The 17565-nt window shown below is 31.3% G+C and carries 17 protein-coding genes; 7 read left to right on the forward strand and 10 right to left on the reverse strand.

Annotation, left to right across the window (positions count from 1 at the left end; genetic code table 11):
* The 5 genes from B5E87_RS14895 to B5E87_RS09090 all read right to left on the reverse strand — a co-directional run.
* The coding region (locus B5E87_RS14895; RefSeq protein WP_275112312.1) for a transaldolase family protein at positions 1-109 on the reverse strand (109 nt) is incomplete at its 3' end.
* A 15-nt stretch (positions 110-124) separates the two neighbouring features.
* Entirely contained in the window at positions 125-1066 is a 942-nt protein-coding gene (locus B5E87_RS09075) for a glycyl-radical enzyme activating protein (RefSeq protein WP_206399280.1), read from the reverse strand.
* A complete protein-coding gene (locus B5E87_RS09080) occupies positions 1029-3377 on the reverse strand; it encodes a glycyl radical protein (protein WP_087244610.1) in 2349 nt (782 codons plus the stop codon). The genes B5E87_RS09075 and B5E87_RS09080 overlap by 38 nt, the downstream gene beginning before the upstream one ends.
* 9 nt (positions 3378-3386) lie before the next feature.
* Entirely contained in the window at positions 3387-4148 is a 762-nt protein-coding gene (locus B5E87_RS09085) for a DeoR/GlpR family DNA-binding transcription regulator (protein ID WP_087244611.1), read from the reverse strand.
* Positions 4149-4245: 97 nt separating this feature from the next.
* Positions 4246-5103 (reverse strand): zinc ribbon domain-containing protein, encoded by an 858-nt coding sequence (locus B5E87_RS09090; protein WP_087244612.1) that lies wholly within the window; start codon positions 5101-5103, stop codon positions 4246-4248.
* A 288-nt stretch (positions 5104-5391) separates the two neighbouring features.
* On the opposite strand from B5E87_RS09090, the gene B5E87_RS09095 reads away from it, so the two are divergent.
* On the forward strand, positions 5392-5667 hold the full coding sequence (locus tag B5E87_RS09095; protein WP_087244613.1) for a type II toxin-antitoxin system Phd/YefM family antitoxin: 276 nt from the start codon (positions 5392-5394) through the stop codon (positions 5665-5667).
* On the forward strand, positions 5667-5984 hold the full coding sequence (locus tag B5E87_RS09100; RefSeq protein ID WP_087244614.1) for a type II toxin-antitoxin system RelE/ParE family toxin: 318 nt from the start codon (positions 5667-5669) through the stop codon (positions 5982-5984). Before B5E87_RS09095 ends, B5E87_RS09100 begins: the two co-directional genes overlap by 1 nt.
* Before the next feature lie 102 nt (positions 5985-6086).
* On the opposite strand, the gene rsmG is transcribed toward B5E87_RS09100, so the two are convergent.
* The gene (gene rsmG, locus B5E87_RS09105; RefSeq protein WP_087244615.1) at positions 6087-6791 is read right to left on the reverse strand and encodes a 16S rRNA (guanine(527)-N(7))-methyltransferase RsmG; all 705 of its coding nucleotides are present in this window, start codon (positions 6789-6791) and stop codon (positions 6087-6089) included.
* 9 nt (positions 6792-6800) lie between these two features.
* Positions 6801-8654 carry a tRNA uridine-5-carboxymethylaminomethyl(34) synthesis enzyme MnmG gene (mnmG, locus tag B5E87_RS09110; protein ID WP_087244616.1) on the reverse strand — a complete coding sequence of 618 codons (1854 nt, stop codon included), beginning with the start codon at positions 8652-8654 and terminating at the stop codon, positions 6801-6803.
* Between the two features lie 162 nt (positions 8655-8816).
* Here mnmG and B5E87_RS09115 point away from each other — a divergent pair, with 162 nt between their 5' ends.
* The gene (locus B5E87_RS09115; protein WP_087244617.1) at positions 8817-9194 is read left to right on the forward strand and encodes a CoA-binding protein; all 378 of its coding nucleotides are present in this window, start codon (positions 8817-8819) and stop codon (positions 9192-9194) included.
* A gap of 23 nt (positions 9195-9217) precedes the next feature.
* Here B5E87_RS09115 and B5E87_RS09120 read toward each other — a convergent pair whose 3' ends face one another.
* Entirely contained in the window at positions 9218-9751 is a 534-nt protein-coding gene (locus B5E87_RS09120; protein ID WP_087244618.1) for a hypothetical protein, read from the reverse strand.
* A gap of 192 nt (positions 9752-9943) precedes the next feature.
* On the opposite strand from B5E87_RS09120, the gene B5E87_RS09125 reads away from it, so the two are divergent.
* The 3 genes from B5E87_RS09125 (at position 9944) to B5E87_RS09135 (ending at position 13701) form a co-directional block, all read left to right on the forward strand.
* Positions 9944-11401 (forward strand): PstS family phosphate ABC transporter substrate-binding protein, encoded by a 1458-nt coding sequence (locus tag B5E87_RS09125; protein ID WP_241147155.1) that lies wholly within the window; start codon positions 9944-9946, stop codon positions 11399-11401.
* A 16-nt stretch (positions 11402-11417) separates the two neighbouring features.
* The gene (locus tag B5E87_RS09130; protein WP_087244619.1) at positions 11418-11954 is read left to right on the forward strand and encodes a hypothetical protein; all 537 of its coding nucleotides are present in this window, start codon (positions 11418-11420) and stop codon (positions 11952-11954) included.
* Positions 11955-12099: 145 nt separating this feature from the next.
* Positions 12100-13701 carry a potassium/proton antiporter gene (locus B5E87_RS09135; RefSeq protein ID WP_087244620.1) on the forward strand — a complete coding sequence of 534 codons (1602 nt, stop codon included), beginning with the start codon at positions 12100-12102 and terminating at the stop codon, positions 13699-13701.
* Between the two features lie 40 nt (positions 13702-13741).
* Here the strand turns inward: B5E87_RS09135 and B5E87_RS09140 are convergent, their stop codons facing one another.
* Both B5E87_RS09140 and nagB read right to left on the reverse strand, forming a co-directional pair.
* Positions 13742-15058: a 6-phospho-beta-glucosidase gene (locus B5E87_RS09140; protein ID WP_087244621.1), complete on the reverse strand. Its 1317-nt coding sequence runs from the start codon at positions 15056-15058 to the stop codon at positions 13742-13744.
* Complete coding sequence (gene nagB / locus B5E87_RS09145; protein ID WP_087244622.1) at positions 15045-15794, reverse strand: glucosamine-6-phosphate deaminase; 750 nt, start codon at positions 15792-15794, stop codon at positions 15045-15047. Before nagB ends, B5E87_RS09140 begins: the two co-directional genes overlap by 14 nt.
* Before the next feature lie 289 nt (positions 15795-16083).
* Between nagB and B5E87_RS09150 the strand changes: the two genes are divergently transcribed.
* Positions 16084-17553, forward strand: a complete 1470-nt coding sequence (locus tag B5E87_RS09150) for a family 1 glycosylhydrolase (protein WP_087244623.1) — start codon at positions 16084-16086, stop codon at positions 17551-17553.
* Positions 17554-17565 lie beyond the last annotated feature (12 nt).

Genomic DNA, 17565 nt, shown 5'->3' on the forward strand with positions numbered 1-17565 from the left:
GGCTTGTCTTCTTGACAATAGAAGGATTGCTTGTAACACCTACGATAGGCATATAAGCAACGGCTTCCTTAATTTCTTCTAAATCAACTGTATCAATAATAAATTCCATAATCTTCTCCTCCTGTTATTCTTTGATTAAATTTTTGATACCATTTTGATAAACAATTTGATAAAATGTTTCCATTTCTTCATCTGTTAATTTCTTATATTTTGAATCAATCCCATAATCAAAATCAACCCACTCATATTTAGCAGATGCCAAGGGATTATAATTGAGTAATTCATATTGGACATCTGGATAAATATGCGATAAAAAATGACTGATAGATTGAATATTTTGTTCTGTCGCAGTGATTTGAGGAATCAATGGTGTCCTGATAATCACTTTATGTCTATGTTCACTTTCTAAGACATATTGAATATGTTTTTTGATTGTTGATAATGAACCTCCAACATACTTTTGATGCATATCTTCATCATTGATTTTTAAATCAATATAAATCTGATCAAGATATGGTAATGCTTTTTGAATGAAATCTAATGACGTATAAAGTGTTGTTTCAATGGCAGTGTGAATATGTTGTTGGTGACAACGTTTCAAAATATCAATTAAGAACTCTCCCTGCATAAATGGTTCTCCACCAGAAAAAGTTACTCCACCACTATCACGATAAAAAACACGATCAGACTCAATTTCTTTCATCAGCATATCGACATCATAATATTGACTGTCATAACGAATTGCAGCCGATGGACAGACATGAATTAATTGATCAAAATCACCTTGATAATCTTTATTGAAATAAGGTCTATCATTTTGATAAATCATTTGTCCTGCTTTTGCATACTTTTCACAACAGCGACAATGTATACAATTGTTTTGAAAATAAACAGGTTGTCTTTGTGGTGATATACCCTCGGGATTTTGACACCATATACAATGAAGGGGACAACCTTTAAAGAAAATGGTTGTTCTAATACCATCCCCATCATGTACAGCAAATCTTTTAATATCAAACACTAATGCTTTAGATGTTGTCATATGTTGTCCTTTCAATGATTTCATCCTGTAATTTATGCGCTAACTCTACAAAATAAGCTGTATATCCTGCCACGCGTATTGTTAATGATTTATGAAGTTGAGGACGAATCTGGGCATCTTCGAGATCTTCACGTCTGACAACATTGAACTGAATATGTGGAACTTTTAAATCAACAAAAGCTCTTAAAAAGTTTTCAAACTTGTTCATTCCATTTTTTGTTTCAAAAAACTCTGGCAAAAACTTCATATTCAATAAGCCACCATTTGTTGTCAAAGTATTGTTTAAACGTGATACTGATTTTAAAACTGCTGTTGGACCTTTCAAATCACGTCCATAAACAGGTGACATACCCCCATCAGCTAATGGCGTTAAAGCATTTCTTCCATCAGGAGAAGCGCCAACATTTTCTCCCATTGGAACATGAGCTGAAACTGTATACATACCTGTATGATATGGGCCACCACGATAATTCGTATAATCTTTCATTCTTGATCTAAAATACTCAGCCCATTTAGCTCCTAAACGATCAACCCATTCTACATCATTTCCATATTTAGGCACTTTATTTAACAACATTGTCTGAATGATTTCATATCCTTTAAAATCTGATTGTAAGGCTGCTAGTAATTCCTTAGCATCAATAACCTGATCATCATAAACCAATTGTTTCATAGCAGCCAAAGAATCTGCCAAGTTTGCGATTTGAATCATTTGAATACCAGATAGATTATATTTAGCTCCACCTTTTGTGACATCTAAACCATTTTCTAGACAATCGTCAATAACTGATGATAAGAAAGCTGTTGGTAAACAATCTTGATGAGCTTTTTCAACGATGACTTCACATTGCATCATCTTGTCTATAAAGTAATCAATTTGTTGCTGAAAGGCTTTTTCTAAATCTTCAAATGTCTGATAAGTATCCAATCCTCCTAGATTCAATCCAATCTGTTCATCTGTCAATAAACACTTGCCATGATTCAATGTCAATTCCAAAGCTTTATTCAAATTAAACATAGCTGCATCAGACCAACCTAAATTGTTGCCATGTGTTGTTAATTCTACACAACCTACAATTGCATAATTTAAAGCATCTTTCTTTTCAATACCTAGTTCCATTAACGCATGAATAATGGCTTCATCATTAAAGAATTGTGGCATACCACTTCCTTTGGATACAACTTCAATAGCTTTTTGCATCAGCTCATGAGAACTATTGCGATTTAAACGTACTGATAAATTCGGTTGTGGTAGTCCTAAATCATATTGGCACTGTAAACAAAGTAAAGAAAGCTCATTATAGGTGTCATTACCATTTTCATCCTCGCCCCCAATCGCAATATTAAATCCAATGGGGAATCCTGCAAAATATTTGGCACTATTTTGATTACGTAAATAAACGATCTGATTAAATTTTAACCATAAACATTCTAAGATGTCTAAAGCATCTTCCATAGATATCTTTCCTGATTCTATATCTTTTTGATAATAAGGATATAAATATTGATCCATTCTTCCTGGAGAAAAAGAAGACGCATTAGATTCCATATGCAATAGGACAAATAAAAACCATAAGGATTGCACAGCTTCATGGAATGTTTCAGGTGGACGTTTTGTGAGATTTAAACAATTGTTTGCGACTGTTCTTAAAGATTGTTGATAAGGTTCTTCGACTTCATCAATATTTTCCATAATCATATCATGGTATCTTTTCATAAATGTACAGGCACCCTGCATAACCAGAACAACACATTCATAAAACTCTTTTTGTGATTCCTCACATGTCTTTAATTTTTCTTGAGCCTGATTCATGAGTCCTAATGGTCCCATCTTTAACCATAATGCGCTGTCAGGACAAATATGACCTTGAGCATGATCTTTCTGATTGATTTTTACAACCTTAGCAATACTTTGAATTTCCTGACCGCCATGATGTTTAATGACATCTTCCATTGATTTTCCTTTCCAATAAGGATAAATCTTTTCCCTAAATTCTTGAATATCTTCTTCTTTTACATGAAACTGATCTTGTGGTCGAGTTGGTAATGTTTCAAATTCGTTGTTGACCCATGAACATCCACTTTCTGGAAAAACAACACCATATCTCACACCCTTTGTACGATTACCAACAATTAACTCTTCTTTTTCAAAGCCTATTTCCAATTCTTCCATAGCTGCTTTTAAAGATAAGGCTCTTTTTTCAGGAATAGATAAATGTTCATTTTCCTGATAAACACGTGTAATAATACGTGCCTGTTCAATAGATGCATAACGTGGTGCTGATAACATTTTATCTTTTAAGATTTGAATTCTTTGACTCATTAATTTTTCCATAGCTTCCTCCTATATGATATCTATGTCATACTCTTTGATATATTTTTGATCATCTTTATTTAAAGAACCCGCTACAATCATGCCATCTAAATCTTCTAAGTTTCCATAGATAAATTGACCATCTTCTCTTCGTTTTCTTTCTTCACATACAATATAATTCATTTGACTTTGTTTCATAACAGCCTGTTTCATCAAACCATCTTCCACATAATAAGTAGAAATCTTTCCATGATTCATATCAACACCTACAACACCTAGAAACGCCTTATCAATCTTAAAATTTTGAATCATCTGCACAGATAATCCTCCCCAGAAACCATCTCTTTCCTTATTCAGTTCACCGCCAATAAAAATAACAGATATGTTTTTATTATGTCTTAAAATATCTAAAATCTCTATCATATTGGTGATGACATTAAGCGTTAATGTCGACTGATTTAACAGTTTAGCGACCTCTACATGCGTTCTTGAGATATCCAGAAAAATAGTATCCTGATTTTTTAATAATGAAATGAGTTTATCAGCAATGACTATACGTTCTTCATTATTCATATCTTTACGTTGTAAACTGCTATACAAATGAGGATTCGTACGAATACTCATGGCTCCACCATATGTCTTTTTTAATAATCCTTTTTTCTCTAAGACAGCCAAATCTTTACGTATACAATCTTCTGTAACCTGATATTTCAAACTTAAATCTTTGACTTTAACACTGCCTGATTGATTCACCTGTTCAACAATATCATCCTGTCTTTCCTTCGCAAACATTCTCATCCTCCTTTATTAGTATTTATTGTTTAATCTTATTATATATTATTTTTTATTGTTTTCAATACATTTTCTCATTGAGAAAATAAAAAAGACATTAGTTATCACCAATGTCCTGTCCTAAAGATAAATAAATGAAATATTCACCATCAATTCCATAAGATTCACTCAAATAAATGCTTTCATCATCCTTATAATCACTCACAACAAAACGTGTATTATCATCATCATCAACTTTTAATTTTGATTTATATGCCTCAATAGCTCCAAAAATATCAATATTAAACTTTTCATTAATCTTTTCTATCTGTGCTTGATCTAAATTGAGATCATTTTCTCTAATCGTTCCTTGATTATTCCATGATAAAGTTATAGATTGATGATAAGGTTCCTGATTTTGAAAACTAATAGAAGCTGTTAAATTTATGACATCATCAGATCCATATACATTCGCATAAGCACTTAAACTATCTTCATAAATATAATAATTTTCATCTGCCTCTACCTCTTGTAATAACAACTCATCACTAAAGAAAGTTTTCAAATCATTTTCATAATCCAATGCCAACTGCAAAGTTCCATCATCATCCCCATTATCAATACCTTCCTGAAATGATTCCCCTTCAATTTCTGTATAATTATAACTTTCATAATCACTTACCATATTCCCAATAAAAACAGCTGCTACCTGACCAATAACAATCAATGCCACTATAAAAATAATGTATTTTCTAAAAGTAGATGCTTTTGTTCGTTGAGAACGATCACGTGCTTTTTCTCTACGTGGTATATAAATTTTTTTATTACGTTTTGGTTTAAAAACTTCTGGCTCTGGATAATTTGCAGATGTTGCCTGCGTATGAGTCGCTGTTGAACTGTGTCTAACACGATAGCCACAATTTGGACACCTATCTGCTCCCGGTGGTATTTTTGTATCACATACATCACAACGCATAATGATTTCCCCTTTCCCCTATTAGATTTCTATACTTTTATTATAATTGTTTATAAGTCAAAATAGAAGAAAAGTTTACATATTTAGATAATTAATCATCTATGAAGTTGTTATTTGTAAATATTAAATCTTTTCTTCTCACGATCTATCCAAATCAATGAAACAATCACATCAATAAATCATAACCATGATAAACAACACTATTTTCTCTATCATTTTATATTTCTATATATATTTATGTATAAATATATATAGAAATATGATATACTATAAATGAGGTGATTCATTATGGAACATATTACAATTAGACCAATATCTGATTTGAGAACGAAATTAACTGAAATATCAAAAGAGATACATGAAAGCAACCAGCCTATTTATCTAACAAAGAATGGATATGGAGACATGGTTCTCATGAGTATGGAGGCTTATCAAGAAATGATTGAAAACAATGAAATATATTTAAAAATGAAAGAAGCGGAAATTTATGATGAATTAAATACTAAACGATTAAGCCATGAAGAAGTATTTAATAACTTGCATGAATTCATTGATAGTCTTTAATGAATGAATACAAAATAGAATATTTACAATTATTTAAAGACGATTTGAATGATATTGTAAAATATATCACATTAAAACTTGATAATAAACCTGCAGCTCATAAATTAGTCAATGAAGTACAAAAGAAAATAGAACTATTAAAAACAAATCCAGAAATTTATCAATATTACGATTTTATAAAACCACTCAAGAAACAATATAGATATTTTATAGTAGGGAATTATATTGTATTTTATGGTGTAGATAAAAAAATGAAGGTTGTATCTATATATAGAATCTTATACAATAAGACAAATATGAATAATGCTATAAAATAGTTCATATATCCCCTCAATCAGCTTTATATAATATAAAGCTGATTTTTATTATATAAAAGCTTATCAAATCATCATATACGAAAAAACGCATCAACTGATGCGTTATAATGGTTTCTTTTTGATTCTACTAAAATCTCTAGGGTATTTGGATGGAGTATTCTTCACTTTATGTATATAGATGTTACAACGATGAGCGTTTTCATCTGTTAATGTGAAGCTTTCTTGTTTCATGACTTTTCCACCTAATTTTTCTATACCCTGCATAGCTTCCTGTAACTCTTCTTGAGCTTTTAATCCTTTTAAAGTTATAAAATCTCCATCAACTTTCACTAAAGGCAAGCATAATTCATCTAAAATATTTAATCTTGCGACTGCTCTTGCTGTCACAATATCAAATGATTCACGATGTTTAACTGCATATTCTTCAGCTCTCGCACTTATAGCATTAACATCTTTTAAATCTAAAACTTGGATTAAATGTTTTAAAAATGTAATACGCTTTGAAAGTGAATCAACTATAGTAACTTTTAATTCTGGATAGACAATCTTTAAAGGAATAGAAGGGAAACCTGCTCCTGCGCCTACATCACATAAAGATTGATTGGACAATGCATAATCAAATGAAATCGTTAATGAATCATAGAAATGTTTCAAATAAACATCTTCTTTTTGAGTAATGGCAGTTAAATTCATTTTTTGATTCCATTCAACTAATGTTTGATAATAGTTTTCAAACTGTTCAAGTTGTTTTGATGTTAAAGTGATACCTTTATCTAAAAGGGCTTGTATAAATTGTTCCTGATTCATATATACCTCTTAATAATGTTGTTTTAAATAGATCAACAAGACTGAAATATCAGCTGGATTGATTCCTGAAATTCTTGATGCCTGAGCAATCGTAACTGGTCGAATTTCAGATAATTTTTGTTTAGCTTCTAAAGAAAGATTTAAAACATCTTCATAATCAATATCTTGAGGAATCTGTTTTTCTTCCATTTTTCGTTGTTTTTCTACTTGTCTTAAAGTCTTATCAATATATCCTTTATATTTAATAAGAATTGTCACTCTTTTTTCTTCTTCTAATGTCAAATGAGCATCCTCAATATAGGGTTTTAACTTCTGATAATCCATCTCTGGTCTCTGTAATAATCCTTTAGCACTGATACCTTCTTTTAAAGGTGTAGATCCTAATTGTACTAATAATTCATTGATTTCATGTTTTGGTGTAAAACGAATACTATCTAATCTTTCTATTTCATTATGAATATGATTCATCTTTTCCAAATAAGCCTGATAAACTCCCTCTCTAACAAGACCTGCATCATATCCATATTGTCTTAATCTTTCATCCGCATTATCATGTCTTAATAATAAACGATATTCAGCACGTGATGTTAACATACGATAGGGTTCTTTTGTTCCTTTTGTAACCAAATCATCAATCATGACACCAATATAAGCCTCATTTCTTTTTAAAATTAATGGTTCTTCATGATTGATTGTCTTAACAGCATTAATACCTGCCATTAATCCTTGAGCTGCTGCTTCTTCATAACCACTTGTTCCATTGATTTGTCCTGCTGTGAAAAGATTTTTAATCACTTTTGTTTCTAATGATGGCCATAATTGTAATGGATCAATCGCATCATATTCTATCGCATAAGCATATTTTAAAATCTGACAGTTTTCTAATCCAGGAATCGTACGTATCATTTGTTCTTGAATATCATGAGGCATGGATGTTGAAAAACCTTGAACATAAATGGTATTCATTTCTTTGGATTCTGGTTCTAAGAAAATCTGATGTTGTGGTTTATCAGAAAATTTCACAACTTTATCTTCAATAGAAGGACAATATCTTGGTCCTATTCCTTTGACAATCCCAGAATACATACTACATCTTGATAAATTATCTTTAATAATTTGATGTGTTGTTTCATTTGTATATGTTAAATAACAAGGAGTTTGTTTTTCAATAGGAACAAATGTTGTTGTTTCATAACTAAATGCAAGAGGTTCGTCAGTGCCTGGCTGTAATTGTGTTTTTGAATAATCCACACTGTTGATTTCTACTCTTGGAGGTGTTCCTGTTTTCAGTCTTTGAATACGGAAGCCTAAATCTCTCAGTTGATCAGATAAATACAATGATGGCTTTTCCTGATCAGGTCCACTTGGTGTCTTTTGATCTCCAACCATGACTTCAGCTTTTAAATAAGTTCCTGTTGTTAAAATGACAGTTTGTCCCTCATAAGCTGTGCCATCAGCTAAAGTGACTCCTTTAACTGTCTGATTTTCAATGATTAACCCTTCAACCATAGCTTCTATGATATCTAAGTTTTCCTGTTGTTTTAAGACATTTTGCATATAACGTGGATAAGCTTTTTTATCTGCCTGAGCACGTAATGATTGGACTCCTGGTCCTTTGGCCGTATTTAACATCTTCATTTGTAAGTATGTCGCATCCGTTGTTTTCCCCATCTGACCACCTAAAGCATCTATCTCTCTGACAATAATTCCTTTTGCTGGTCCGCCGATAGAAGTATTACAAGGCATAGATCCCACATTTTCAAAATTCGATGTCACTAACAATGTTTTCTTCCCTATTCTTGACGTAGCTAAACATGCTTCAATTCCTGCATGTCCTCCTCCTACAACAATGACATCATACATTTTCCCTCACACTCCTTTAATCTGTTTCATCTTAGCACAAAATATTCATATTATCAAATTGAATTATTCATACATTCTTAATAGATAAAACTTTTAGGTATCTTGAAGTTTTGTTGCGCATAAAATGAAGCATATGCTATAATACTTTTGAGGTGAAAACTTATGAATCCTAAAGACATATTAGAAAAATATTATCATTTTGCAGTTGTAGGAGTCACTCCTAATCAAGAAAAATACGGTTATAAAATCTTTAAGCGTTTATTAGAAAAGGGATATCAGACTTATGGTGTATCCCCTATCTATCAAAATATAGATGATTATCATATTTATCCTCATTTAGAGGCTATTGATCACCCTATTGATGTTGTGGTTTTTGTGGTCAATCCAAAATATGCCTATGATTACATTGATGAAATGTCTGGCATTGGTATTCGTTATGCATGGATGCAACCAGGAACATATGATGATCAATTATTACAATATATGAAAGATCAAGGCATTACACCTATTCTTGCCTGTATCTTAGTTGAAACAGAGTAAATCAGTTTAAAAACTGATTTTTTTTATAACTCATTTTGTATAACTTGATGATTTTGGTCATATAAAGTCCAATCATCTATATGACAGGAAGACCCATCTAACATATAAATGTCAAGGATATGGGAATCATTGATTTCTTTTTCATAAACCTTCCCATCATTCACAAAAGAATATTGAGAAGCATTTTGTTTATTCTTCCCATAAACAACAATAATAGCCTGATGAGAATCTGCATAATTGAAAGTATCTATATCCTGTGAAGAAGAATTTCCTCCCCAAAACTGATAGTCGTTCGTCCATAAATTCTGAACATTTTCATAAATAAGCAAATGGCTTTGAGCTTGATCATCTTGATAAACTATAAAATACAAATTATCCTGATATTTTACTTTTTCAATTGTTTCAAAATGACGATCTCTTTTTGATATATCTTGAATAAGATAACTATAAAAATCTTGTGGCTGATGTCGCATAATCATGACAAGACATCCAATAATGATAAGCAATAATAAAAAAATATACATATTCAAATACTTTTTCAAATGATTCATAAACATGTGTAAATCTCCTTATAAAAAACCTTTCCATTCTTATTCATTTTATATCATGTCATAATCCACCTGGCTTTGCGATTTGTTAATATGAAGTTTAAGTTAATTTTATGTAAAATAAAAAATATGTTTTCATCATCATATTTCCATTAATCGTACACATCTTTATATTATAATAAAAGTAGGAAGGTGAGTCTTATGAAACAATATTTATATTACTTTTTTTCACGTTACATCTTACTTTATTTTTTTCTCTCTATAGCTGCTATTGGATTTATGTATGTACCTGAACTTTATCCTCCTATCATGATTCTCTTTTTATGGATTTACACATTTATGCTCAAAAGAAAAAACAATCTTCAAAAAGACTATTTTCTTTTTCAAGCTTTCCTTGTTCTATTGATTTCAATAGCCCTATGTATTTCTTTTATTCTTTCTCAAGGTTATTTATCTTCTCCCTACTGGAATATCTTCTATATTATTACCCTTCCTTTTAGTCCATTGATTTTATCCTCTACGACTTTTGGAAATTACTCCGTTGTTTTTATCAGTCCTATTATCATTCTTCTTGCCCATCTCATTATTATTTACGCTATGACAAAACCTCAAATCCAAACACGTCGTATCACTATATGGTCATTAGTCATGATAATAACAACAACGACCAGTCTGTACATTTATCAGAATAGCCCTTCTCAAAAATTTAAGGGCGGACATGATTTTGACTACATGAATGGTTATTCCAGCACTGATTTATCTCACTTCTATCCTTACACAGAAAATAGCCAGCTTGTAGAGCTTCAAGAACCAAGTACTTTTACTATTGAAAATGAAAAAGACATGCCTATTCTTGATGGGGCTGAAGCCTGTTATCCTGTCTACAGTGCCATTGCGAAAGCTGTCTATAAAGATATTGGTCAGATAGAAAAAGCCTATAGTGAAACAGAAGACTACAATTATTATAATACCAATGGCAAAATTGTCACATTCACCAATACATCTGTAGGTTATACACGTTTAATCAATGGTGAAGTTGATATGTTCTTTGGAGCCAAACCATCAAAGTCACAATTAGACGAGGCTAGAGAGGCAGGTGTTGAATTTGAATATACACCTATCGGTCAGGAAGCTTTTGTATTCTTTGTTAATGAGGATAATCCTGTTTCTCATTTATCAACTCAACAGATTAAAGATATCTATCATGGCGATATTACAAACTGGCAGGAAGTTGGTGGACAAAACAAAGACATTCTCGCTTTTCAAAGACCTGAAAGATCTGGCAGTCAATCTATGATGACCCATTTCATGGGAGATGTTTCATTAAAGGAACCTCTTCAATATGAATATGTTTCAGCAATGACTGGTATTATTACTGATACAGCCCAATATAATGGTGAAAAAGATGCAATCGGATATACATTTAAATACTTTTTAGAAGGGCTTCATCAAGAACAAAATGTGAAAATATTATCTGTTGATGGTGTTAAGCCAACGACTGAAAATATTAAAAATCAGACATATCCTATATCTACTTATTTATATTGTGTGACTTTAAAATCAAATCAGAAAGAAAATGTAAAAAAATTAAAAGATTATCTTCTCTCTTCACAGGGACAATATATTATTGAAAAAACAGGTTATTGTGCATTAAATTAGAAAAGGAGTTCCATTCATGAAAAAAGTAATCAGCTTATCACTTTTGGTCATCATTATGATAATCATCTGTCTATTTTGTTTAAGTCCAATAACAAAGGATTCGATGACACATGTTGCAAAAGAAGACACACTATATTCTAAAGCCTTAGACTATGTCATATCCAAACAAAAGAATGCTTCTTATCATAAAGATAAGGAAGACTATCATATTTTTACAGATTATATTCCTTATGGTATTGAAGAAACAGGTCATTATCAACATATCTTTATGTGGATACATTTAGAAAGTTTCTATGTGTTGAATGATGAACTTATTCAAGATGAAAGCTTTTCTATTCCTTATAAAATCACTTACAAAGATAACCAGGTCGTTCAATGTGAAACGCCTGAAAGTGGAGATCTTTATATTGATTCTATTCAAAGGCTATTTCCACCTCAAATACAAAATCATATCTTAAATCACTCATCCCATTCATTTGATTTAAGTCAACAAATTCAAGAGCACTATGCTTATCTTCCTTCACCAGATACAGCTCATACTGTCTGTTATTAAGCTTACTATAACGAACAGTTTAAAACTTATTAATGAATAAAATCTTTGTATAGTATTTATTCTCTATACAAAGATTTTCGTTTTTTCATCTTTTGTTATTATGGGATACACAAATATATGATATAGTTTGGAAAAAGGAGATGATGTGTCGGATTTATATTTTGTATTAGTTGGATGTGTTATTCTTATATGTATTTTATTAAATCGTTTTTTAGATAAATTGGCTATTCCTTCTCTTTTGTTTTTTATTCTTTTAGGCATGCTTTTAGGTGAAAATGGTATTTTAGGTGTTGTTTTTAATGATTATCAGATTGCCGAAATGATTTGTTCAACCAGTTTGATATTCATTATGTTCTTTGGTGGTTTTGGAACCAATTTGAAAGTAGCCAAACCAGTAATTGTCAAATCTATTGTCTTATCAACACTCGGTGTCTTATTAACAGCATTGCTGGTTGCGGGATTTGTTTATTATGTTTTGGATTTATCATGGTTACAGAGTTTATTAATTGGATCTGTCATTTCTTCTACTGATGCAACATCTGTCTTTAATATTTTACGTTCTCGTCATTTATCTTTAAAGTATGGAACAGACTCCTTGTTGGAAATTGAATCAGGATCGAATGACCCAGTTTCATATATGTTAACAATATCTGTGATTATGATTATGACAGGACAAAACATATCTTTACCAGTTATGATTTTTCAACAAATTATCTTTGGTTTATTATGTGGTTTTTGTATTGGAAAAATCATAGTGAAAATTTTAAATGAAGTTCATGTCAATGAAAGCTATGAAAATACAGTTATTATTTTTGCGAGTAGTATTATCACTTATGCTTTTTCTAATCTGATTGGTGGAAATGGGTATTTAAGTGTTTATATTTGTGGCATCATTTTAGGTAATAGTTATATTCCCCATAAAAAAGACATGGTTCATTTTTATGAAACTCTTACAAAAATGGCACAAGTCTTAATCTTCTTTTTACTAGGATTACTTGTCACACCATCCGAACTTCCAGAAGTTATTATTCCTGCCATTTTGATTATGATTTTCTTAACATTTGTAGCTCGTCCTTTATCTATTTCTGTACTCCTTGGTATGTTTCGTTCACCATTGCGACAAATGGCCGTTGTATCATGGGCAGGATTAAGAGGTGTTGCATCAATCGTCTTTGCGATATATGCTGTGCTTTATCAAGTTGATTTACCATTTGATTTATTTAATCTTGTCTTTTGTATTGTCTTATTTTCACTTTCTATTCAAGGCTCACTTCTACCATGGATTTCAAAGAAATGTCATATGATCAACCCACAAGTTGATATATTACGTACATTTAATGATTATCAGGAAGATAATGATATGTGTTTTGTGAAAATGAAAATAGGTCATCATCATCATTTTAAAAATCTGAAGCTTAAAGATATTAATGCTGATGATTTGTTAGTTATTTTAATCGCAAGAGATCACCAAACTTTGATTCCTAATGGTGATACAGAAATATTAGAAGGAGATTTACTTGTTTTAGCCGCAAAGCAATTTGAAAACAGGGAAAACATTCGTTTAGATGAAACCCATATTCATTCATCACATAAATGGAAAGATAAGCTTGTTAAGGATATTTCTTTACCTGCTAAACAGTTAATTATCATGATTCAAAGAAATCATCAATCTATTATCCCTAATGGAACAACGCCTATCTTAGAAAATGATATTCTTGTGACAATTGAAACACAGGATGAAATATAAACATCGAAAAAGACTTCAAAATTCAATTGAAGTCTTTTTATTATTTATAAAATTGAGGTAGGTATTTTTTATGGGCTTCTAGCATTTCATCTAATATCTTTTTAGCAGTGATTTCACTTTGAACAAGAGGGTTAATTGTCATCGCAACTAATGCATCATCATAATTTCCACTTAATGCAACATTTGTTGTTAAAATTTCAAAAGCTTTTAACTGATGAATTAAACCAACTGTTTGTAAAGGAAGCTCTCCGACTGGGATAGGAACAGGTCCATCTTTTGTGATTTTACAGCTCACTTCTACCACAACATCATCAGGCATATTAGAAATAGCCCCTTTATTTAAAGTATCAACAACTTGTATATCACCTTTATCATTATATAATGACGAAATCAAGTTGCAGGCCGCATCACTATAATATGCTCCACCACGTTGTTCCAATTCTTTTGGTTTAACATCAAGATTTTCATCTTTATATTTTTCAAATAATTCTTTTTCAACCTTTTTAACAACTTGTGCTCGACATTGTCCTTTTGCAGCATCTTCCTGACAATGTTCTAACATTTGTTGTTTTTGTAAGTAATAGCGTAAATATCCAATACCTAAATATCCATAACTATTTAAAAACTCTTTTGACCAAGGTATATCTACAATATTTTTCAAAGATTCACTATTTCCCTGATCAATCATTGTTTCAATCAATTTTCGATTCGCATTTTCTCCATTCAATGTAATATCCAATGCATAAATCATATGATTGATACCACCAATTTTAACACCTAATTCATCATTGTCTTGAACATTTAAAATATGTTCAATATCTTTAATCATATTCACTGGTCCATTACATAAACCAATAAATTTCTTCCATCCTGTATGTCTAAAAACAGCTTCGGCATTAATACCTGATGGATTCGTAAATGAAATAATCCATGCGTTTGGACATAATTTTTCACAATCCTTAATAATATCAAAGATAACAGGTATTGTTCTTAAAGCTTTAAACATACCTCCTGGACCATTTGTTTCTTGTCCAATGACACCATATTTTAAAGGAATCAATTCATCTTTTTCTCTCGCATCTAATTGTCCAACTCTAAATTGCGTTGTGACAAAATCTGCATCTTTCAATGCTTCCTGACGATCAAGAGTCATATAAATCTTCATAGGGATTCCTGCTTTTTTCACCATTCTTTTTGCAAGATTTCCTACAATTTCCAACTTATGTTTCCCTTCTTCAATATCAACAAGCCATAATTCTCTAACAGGTAATTCATCATATCTTTTGATAAATCCTTCAATCAGTTCAGGTGTATAGGAAGAACCTCCACCAATTGTTACAATTTTAACGCTTTTCATAATCTTCCTCCTTCAATTGACTCGCTGCATTTCTATCAAGGCAGACAATCACATTTGGATGTCTTTGAATAATAGAGCTAGGAAAATCTGGTGTCACTTCACCATAAATCATTCTTTTCACTAAATCAGCTTTCTTTTCTCCCTTAGCCATCATGATCAGTTGTTTTGCTTTCATGATTGTACCAATTCCCTGTGTGACACCTTGTGTAGGAACATCTTCAATATGATCAAATCCATAATCAAGTGAACTTTCTATAGATTCCTGATGTAAATCCACAACATGACATGCTCCATCAAGTGGACTTCCTGGCTCATTATAAGCAATGTGTCCATCCATTCCAATTCCTAAAATTTGGATATCAATAGGATTGGCATCAATCAAAGATTCATATCTTTGACATTCTTGAATCATATCTTCTTTTGATCCATCTAAAGCATTGATATTTTCAGGTAAAATATCAATGTGGGAAAAAAGTTCATTTTTCATTGCTGATGCAAAACTACGTGGATGACTTGGAGTTAATCCTACATATTCATCTAAATTGAATGCTTTGACCTGACGAAAACTTACTTTTTGAGCCTGATAATTGTCTATAAAATAGCGATAAACTCCAAGTGGTGTTGATCCTGTTGCAAACCCAATAACTGGTTGCGAATGATTTCTAATAAAATGACAGATATATTCTCCTACATAAGCATCAAGATGCTCCTCTTTTTCAAAGACAAGAATTTTCATTTTAAACCCTCCTATTTTATAACTCTCTTCTCACATTAATAGTAACATGATTAAATACGAGAATATACAAAAAAACAAATTTTAATTAATTCTTAATCTCATATCTTTTAAAGTATATTCTTAGACAACTTTTAATAAGTAAACCTAAATATCTTTTCAATATAAATTGACTTTATGACTTATTTATGAAGTTTAATATTGTAAAAGGCATATATATACATTCTTTTTAAGTATTTGTTTTTTTCATCATTCGCTATTACAATATAGAGTATAAGGAGGAATATAAGATATGAGTTTTCAGGAGAATTTTTTATGGGGTGGTGCGATTGCTGCCAATCAGGCTGAAGGTGCATGGAACGAAGATGGCCGTGGACCAGCCAAAACAGATGTCACAACAGGTGGCTCTGTGAAAGAACCAAGATATGTGACATTTATTGATAAGGATGGAAAACCTGGTAAAGTCATCAATGGTCAACCTATCCCAGAAGGCGCAAAGTATGCTGTTTTAGATGATTATTATTATCCTAATCATGATGGTGTAGATTTTTATCATCATTATAAAGAAGATATTGCATTATTAGCTGAGATGGGATTTAAAATGTTTAGACTTTCTATTTCATGGTCACGTTTATATCCTCATGGTGATGAAGATCAACCTAATCCAAAAGGTGTTGAATTCTATCGTTCTGTCTTTTTGGAATGTAAAAAACACGGTATTGAACCATTAGTGACAATCTGGCATTTTGATACACCATTATATTTAGAAGAACATTATGGTGGATGGAACAATCGTCAGCTTATTGATTTCTATGTGCGTTTTGCGACAACTTGTTTTAAAGAATATCAGGGGTTAGTGAAATACTGGCTCACATTTAATGAAATCAATAACACAATTATGATGTTAAATCTTTTTGGAAATCATGCTGGAGATAAAGAACATCAACAAGGTTATCAACAACTTCATTATCAATTTGTTGCAAGTGCAAAAGCAGTTCAGATTGGTCATGAAATTGATCCAAATAATATGATTGGATGTATGATTTGTGGCATTACATTTTATCCAGGAACATGTGATCCTCAAGATATTATGGCTAATCGCCATATGTGGGAAAAGAGTATTTTCTATTGTGGAGATGTTCAATGTAAAGGAAAATATCCAACTTTTGCGAAAAGATTATGGAATGAACATCATGTTCAATTAGATATCACTGAACAAGATTTAGAAGATTTAAGAAATGGTTGTGTAGATATGTATACATTCTCTTATTATATGTCTTCTATTGAAACAACACATGAAACAGATGATATGGTTTCTGGTAACTTTGCTGCGGGAGCTAGAAATCCTTATTTAACATATTCTGATTGGGGTTGGGCACAAGATCCTTTAGGTTTACGTTATTATCTTGAAATGATTTATGACCGTTATGAAAAACCAATCATGGTTGTCGAAAATGGATTAGGTGCTTATGATACATTAGAAGAAGATGGAAGTATTCATGATGATTACCGCATTGATTATTTAAGAGATCATATCAAAGAAATGGGTAAAGCCATTGATAATGGTGTGAATTTAATTGGATATACAACTTGGGGATGTATTGATCTTGTCAGTGCTGGAACTGGTGAAATGAGAAAACGTTATGGATTTATTTATGTAGATAAAGATGATCAAGGGCAGGGCACTTATAATCGCTATAGAAAAGATTCTTTCTATTGGTATAAAAAAGTCATTGAAAGTCATGGTCAGGATTTAGATTAAACAAAAGGGTGT

This window comes from Massilimicrobiota sp. An142, from assembly GCF_002160725.1.
GTDB lineage: Bacteria > Bacillota_I > Bacilli_A > Erysipelotrichales > Coprobacillaceae > Allocoprobacillus > Allocoprobacillus merdigallinarum.

Bases quoted from the DNA above. Each gene is read 5' to 3' on its own strand.
- B5E87_RS09130 (WP_087244619.1), top strand. From the start codon at position 11,418: ATGAAAAAAGTAATCAGCTTATCACTTTTGGTCATCATTATGATAATC.
- B5E87_RS09095 (WP_087244613.1), top strand. From the start codon at position 5,392: ATGGAACATATTACAATTAGACCAATATCTGATTTGAGAACGAAATTA.
- B5E87_RS09100 (WP_087244614.1), top strand. From the start codon at position 5,667: ATGAATGAATACAAAATAGAATATTTACAATTATTTAAAGACGATTTG.
- B5E87_RS09120 (WP_087244618.1), bottom strand. From the start codon at position 9,751: ATGTTTATGAATCATTTGAAAAAGTATTTGAATATGTATATTTTTTTA.
- mnmG (WP_087244616.1), bottom strand. From the start codon at position 8,654: ATGTATGATGTCATTGTTGTAGGAGGAGGACATGCAGGAATTGAAGCA.
- B5E87_RS09150 (WP_087244623.1), top strand. From the start codon at position 16,084: ATGAGTTTTCAGGAGAATTTTTTATGGGGTGGTGCGATTGCTGCCAAT.
- B5E87_RS09125 (WP_241147155.1), top strand. From the start codon at position 9,944: ATGAAACAATATTTATATTACTTTTTTTCACGTTACATCTTACTTTAT.
- B5E87_RS09090 (WP_087244612.1), bottom strand. From the start codon at position 5,103: ATGCGTTGTGATGTATGTGATACAAAAATACCACCGGGAGCAGATAGG.
- nagB (WP_087244622.1), bottom strand. From the start codon at position 15,794: ATGAAAATTCTTGTCTTTGAAAAAGAGGAGCATCTTGATGCTTATGTA.
- B5E87_RS09115 (WP_087244617.1), top strand. From the start codon at position 8,817: ATGAATCCTAAAGACATATTAGAAAAATATTATCATTTTGCAGTTGTA.
- B5E87_RS09080 (WP_087244610.1), bottom strand. From the start codon at position 3,377: ATGGAAAAATTAATGAGTCAAAGAATTCAAATCTTAAAAGATAAAATG.
- B5E87_RS09075 (WP_206399280.1), bottom strand. From the start codon at position 1,066: ATGAAATCATTGAAAGGACAACATATGACAACATCTAAAGCATTAGTG.
- rsmG (WP_087244615.1), bottom strand. From the start codon at position 6,791: ATGAATCAGGAACAATTTATACAAGCCCTTTTAGATAAAGGTATCACT.
- B5E87_RS09140 (WP_087244621.1), bottom strand. From the start codon at position 15,058: ATGAAAAGCGTTAAAATTGTAACAATTGGTGGAGGTTCTTCCTATACA.
- B5E87_RS09085 (WP_087244611.1), bottom strand. From the start codon at position 4,148: ATGTTTGCGAAGGAAAGACAGGATGATATTGTTGAACAGGTGAATCAA.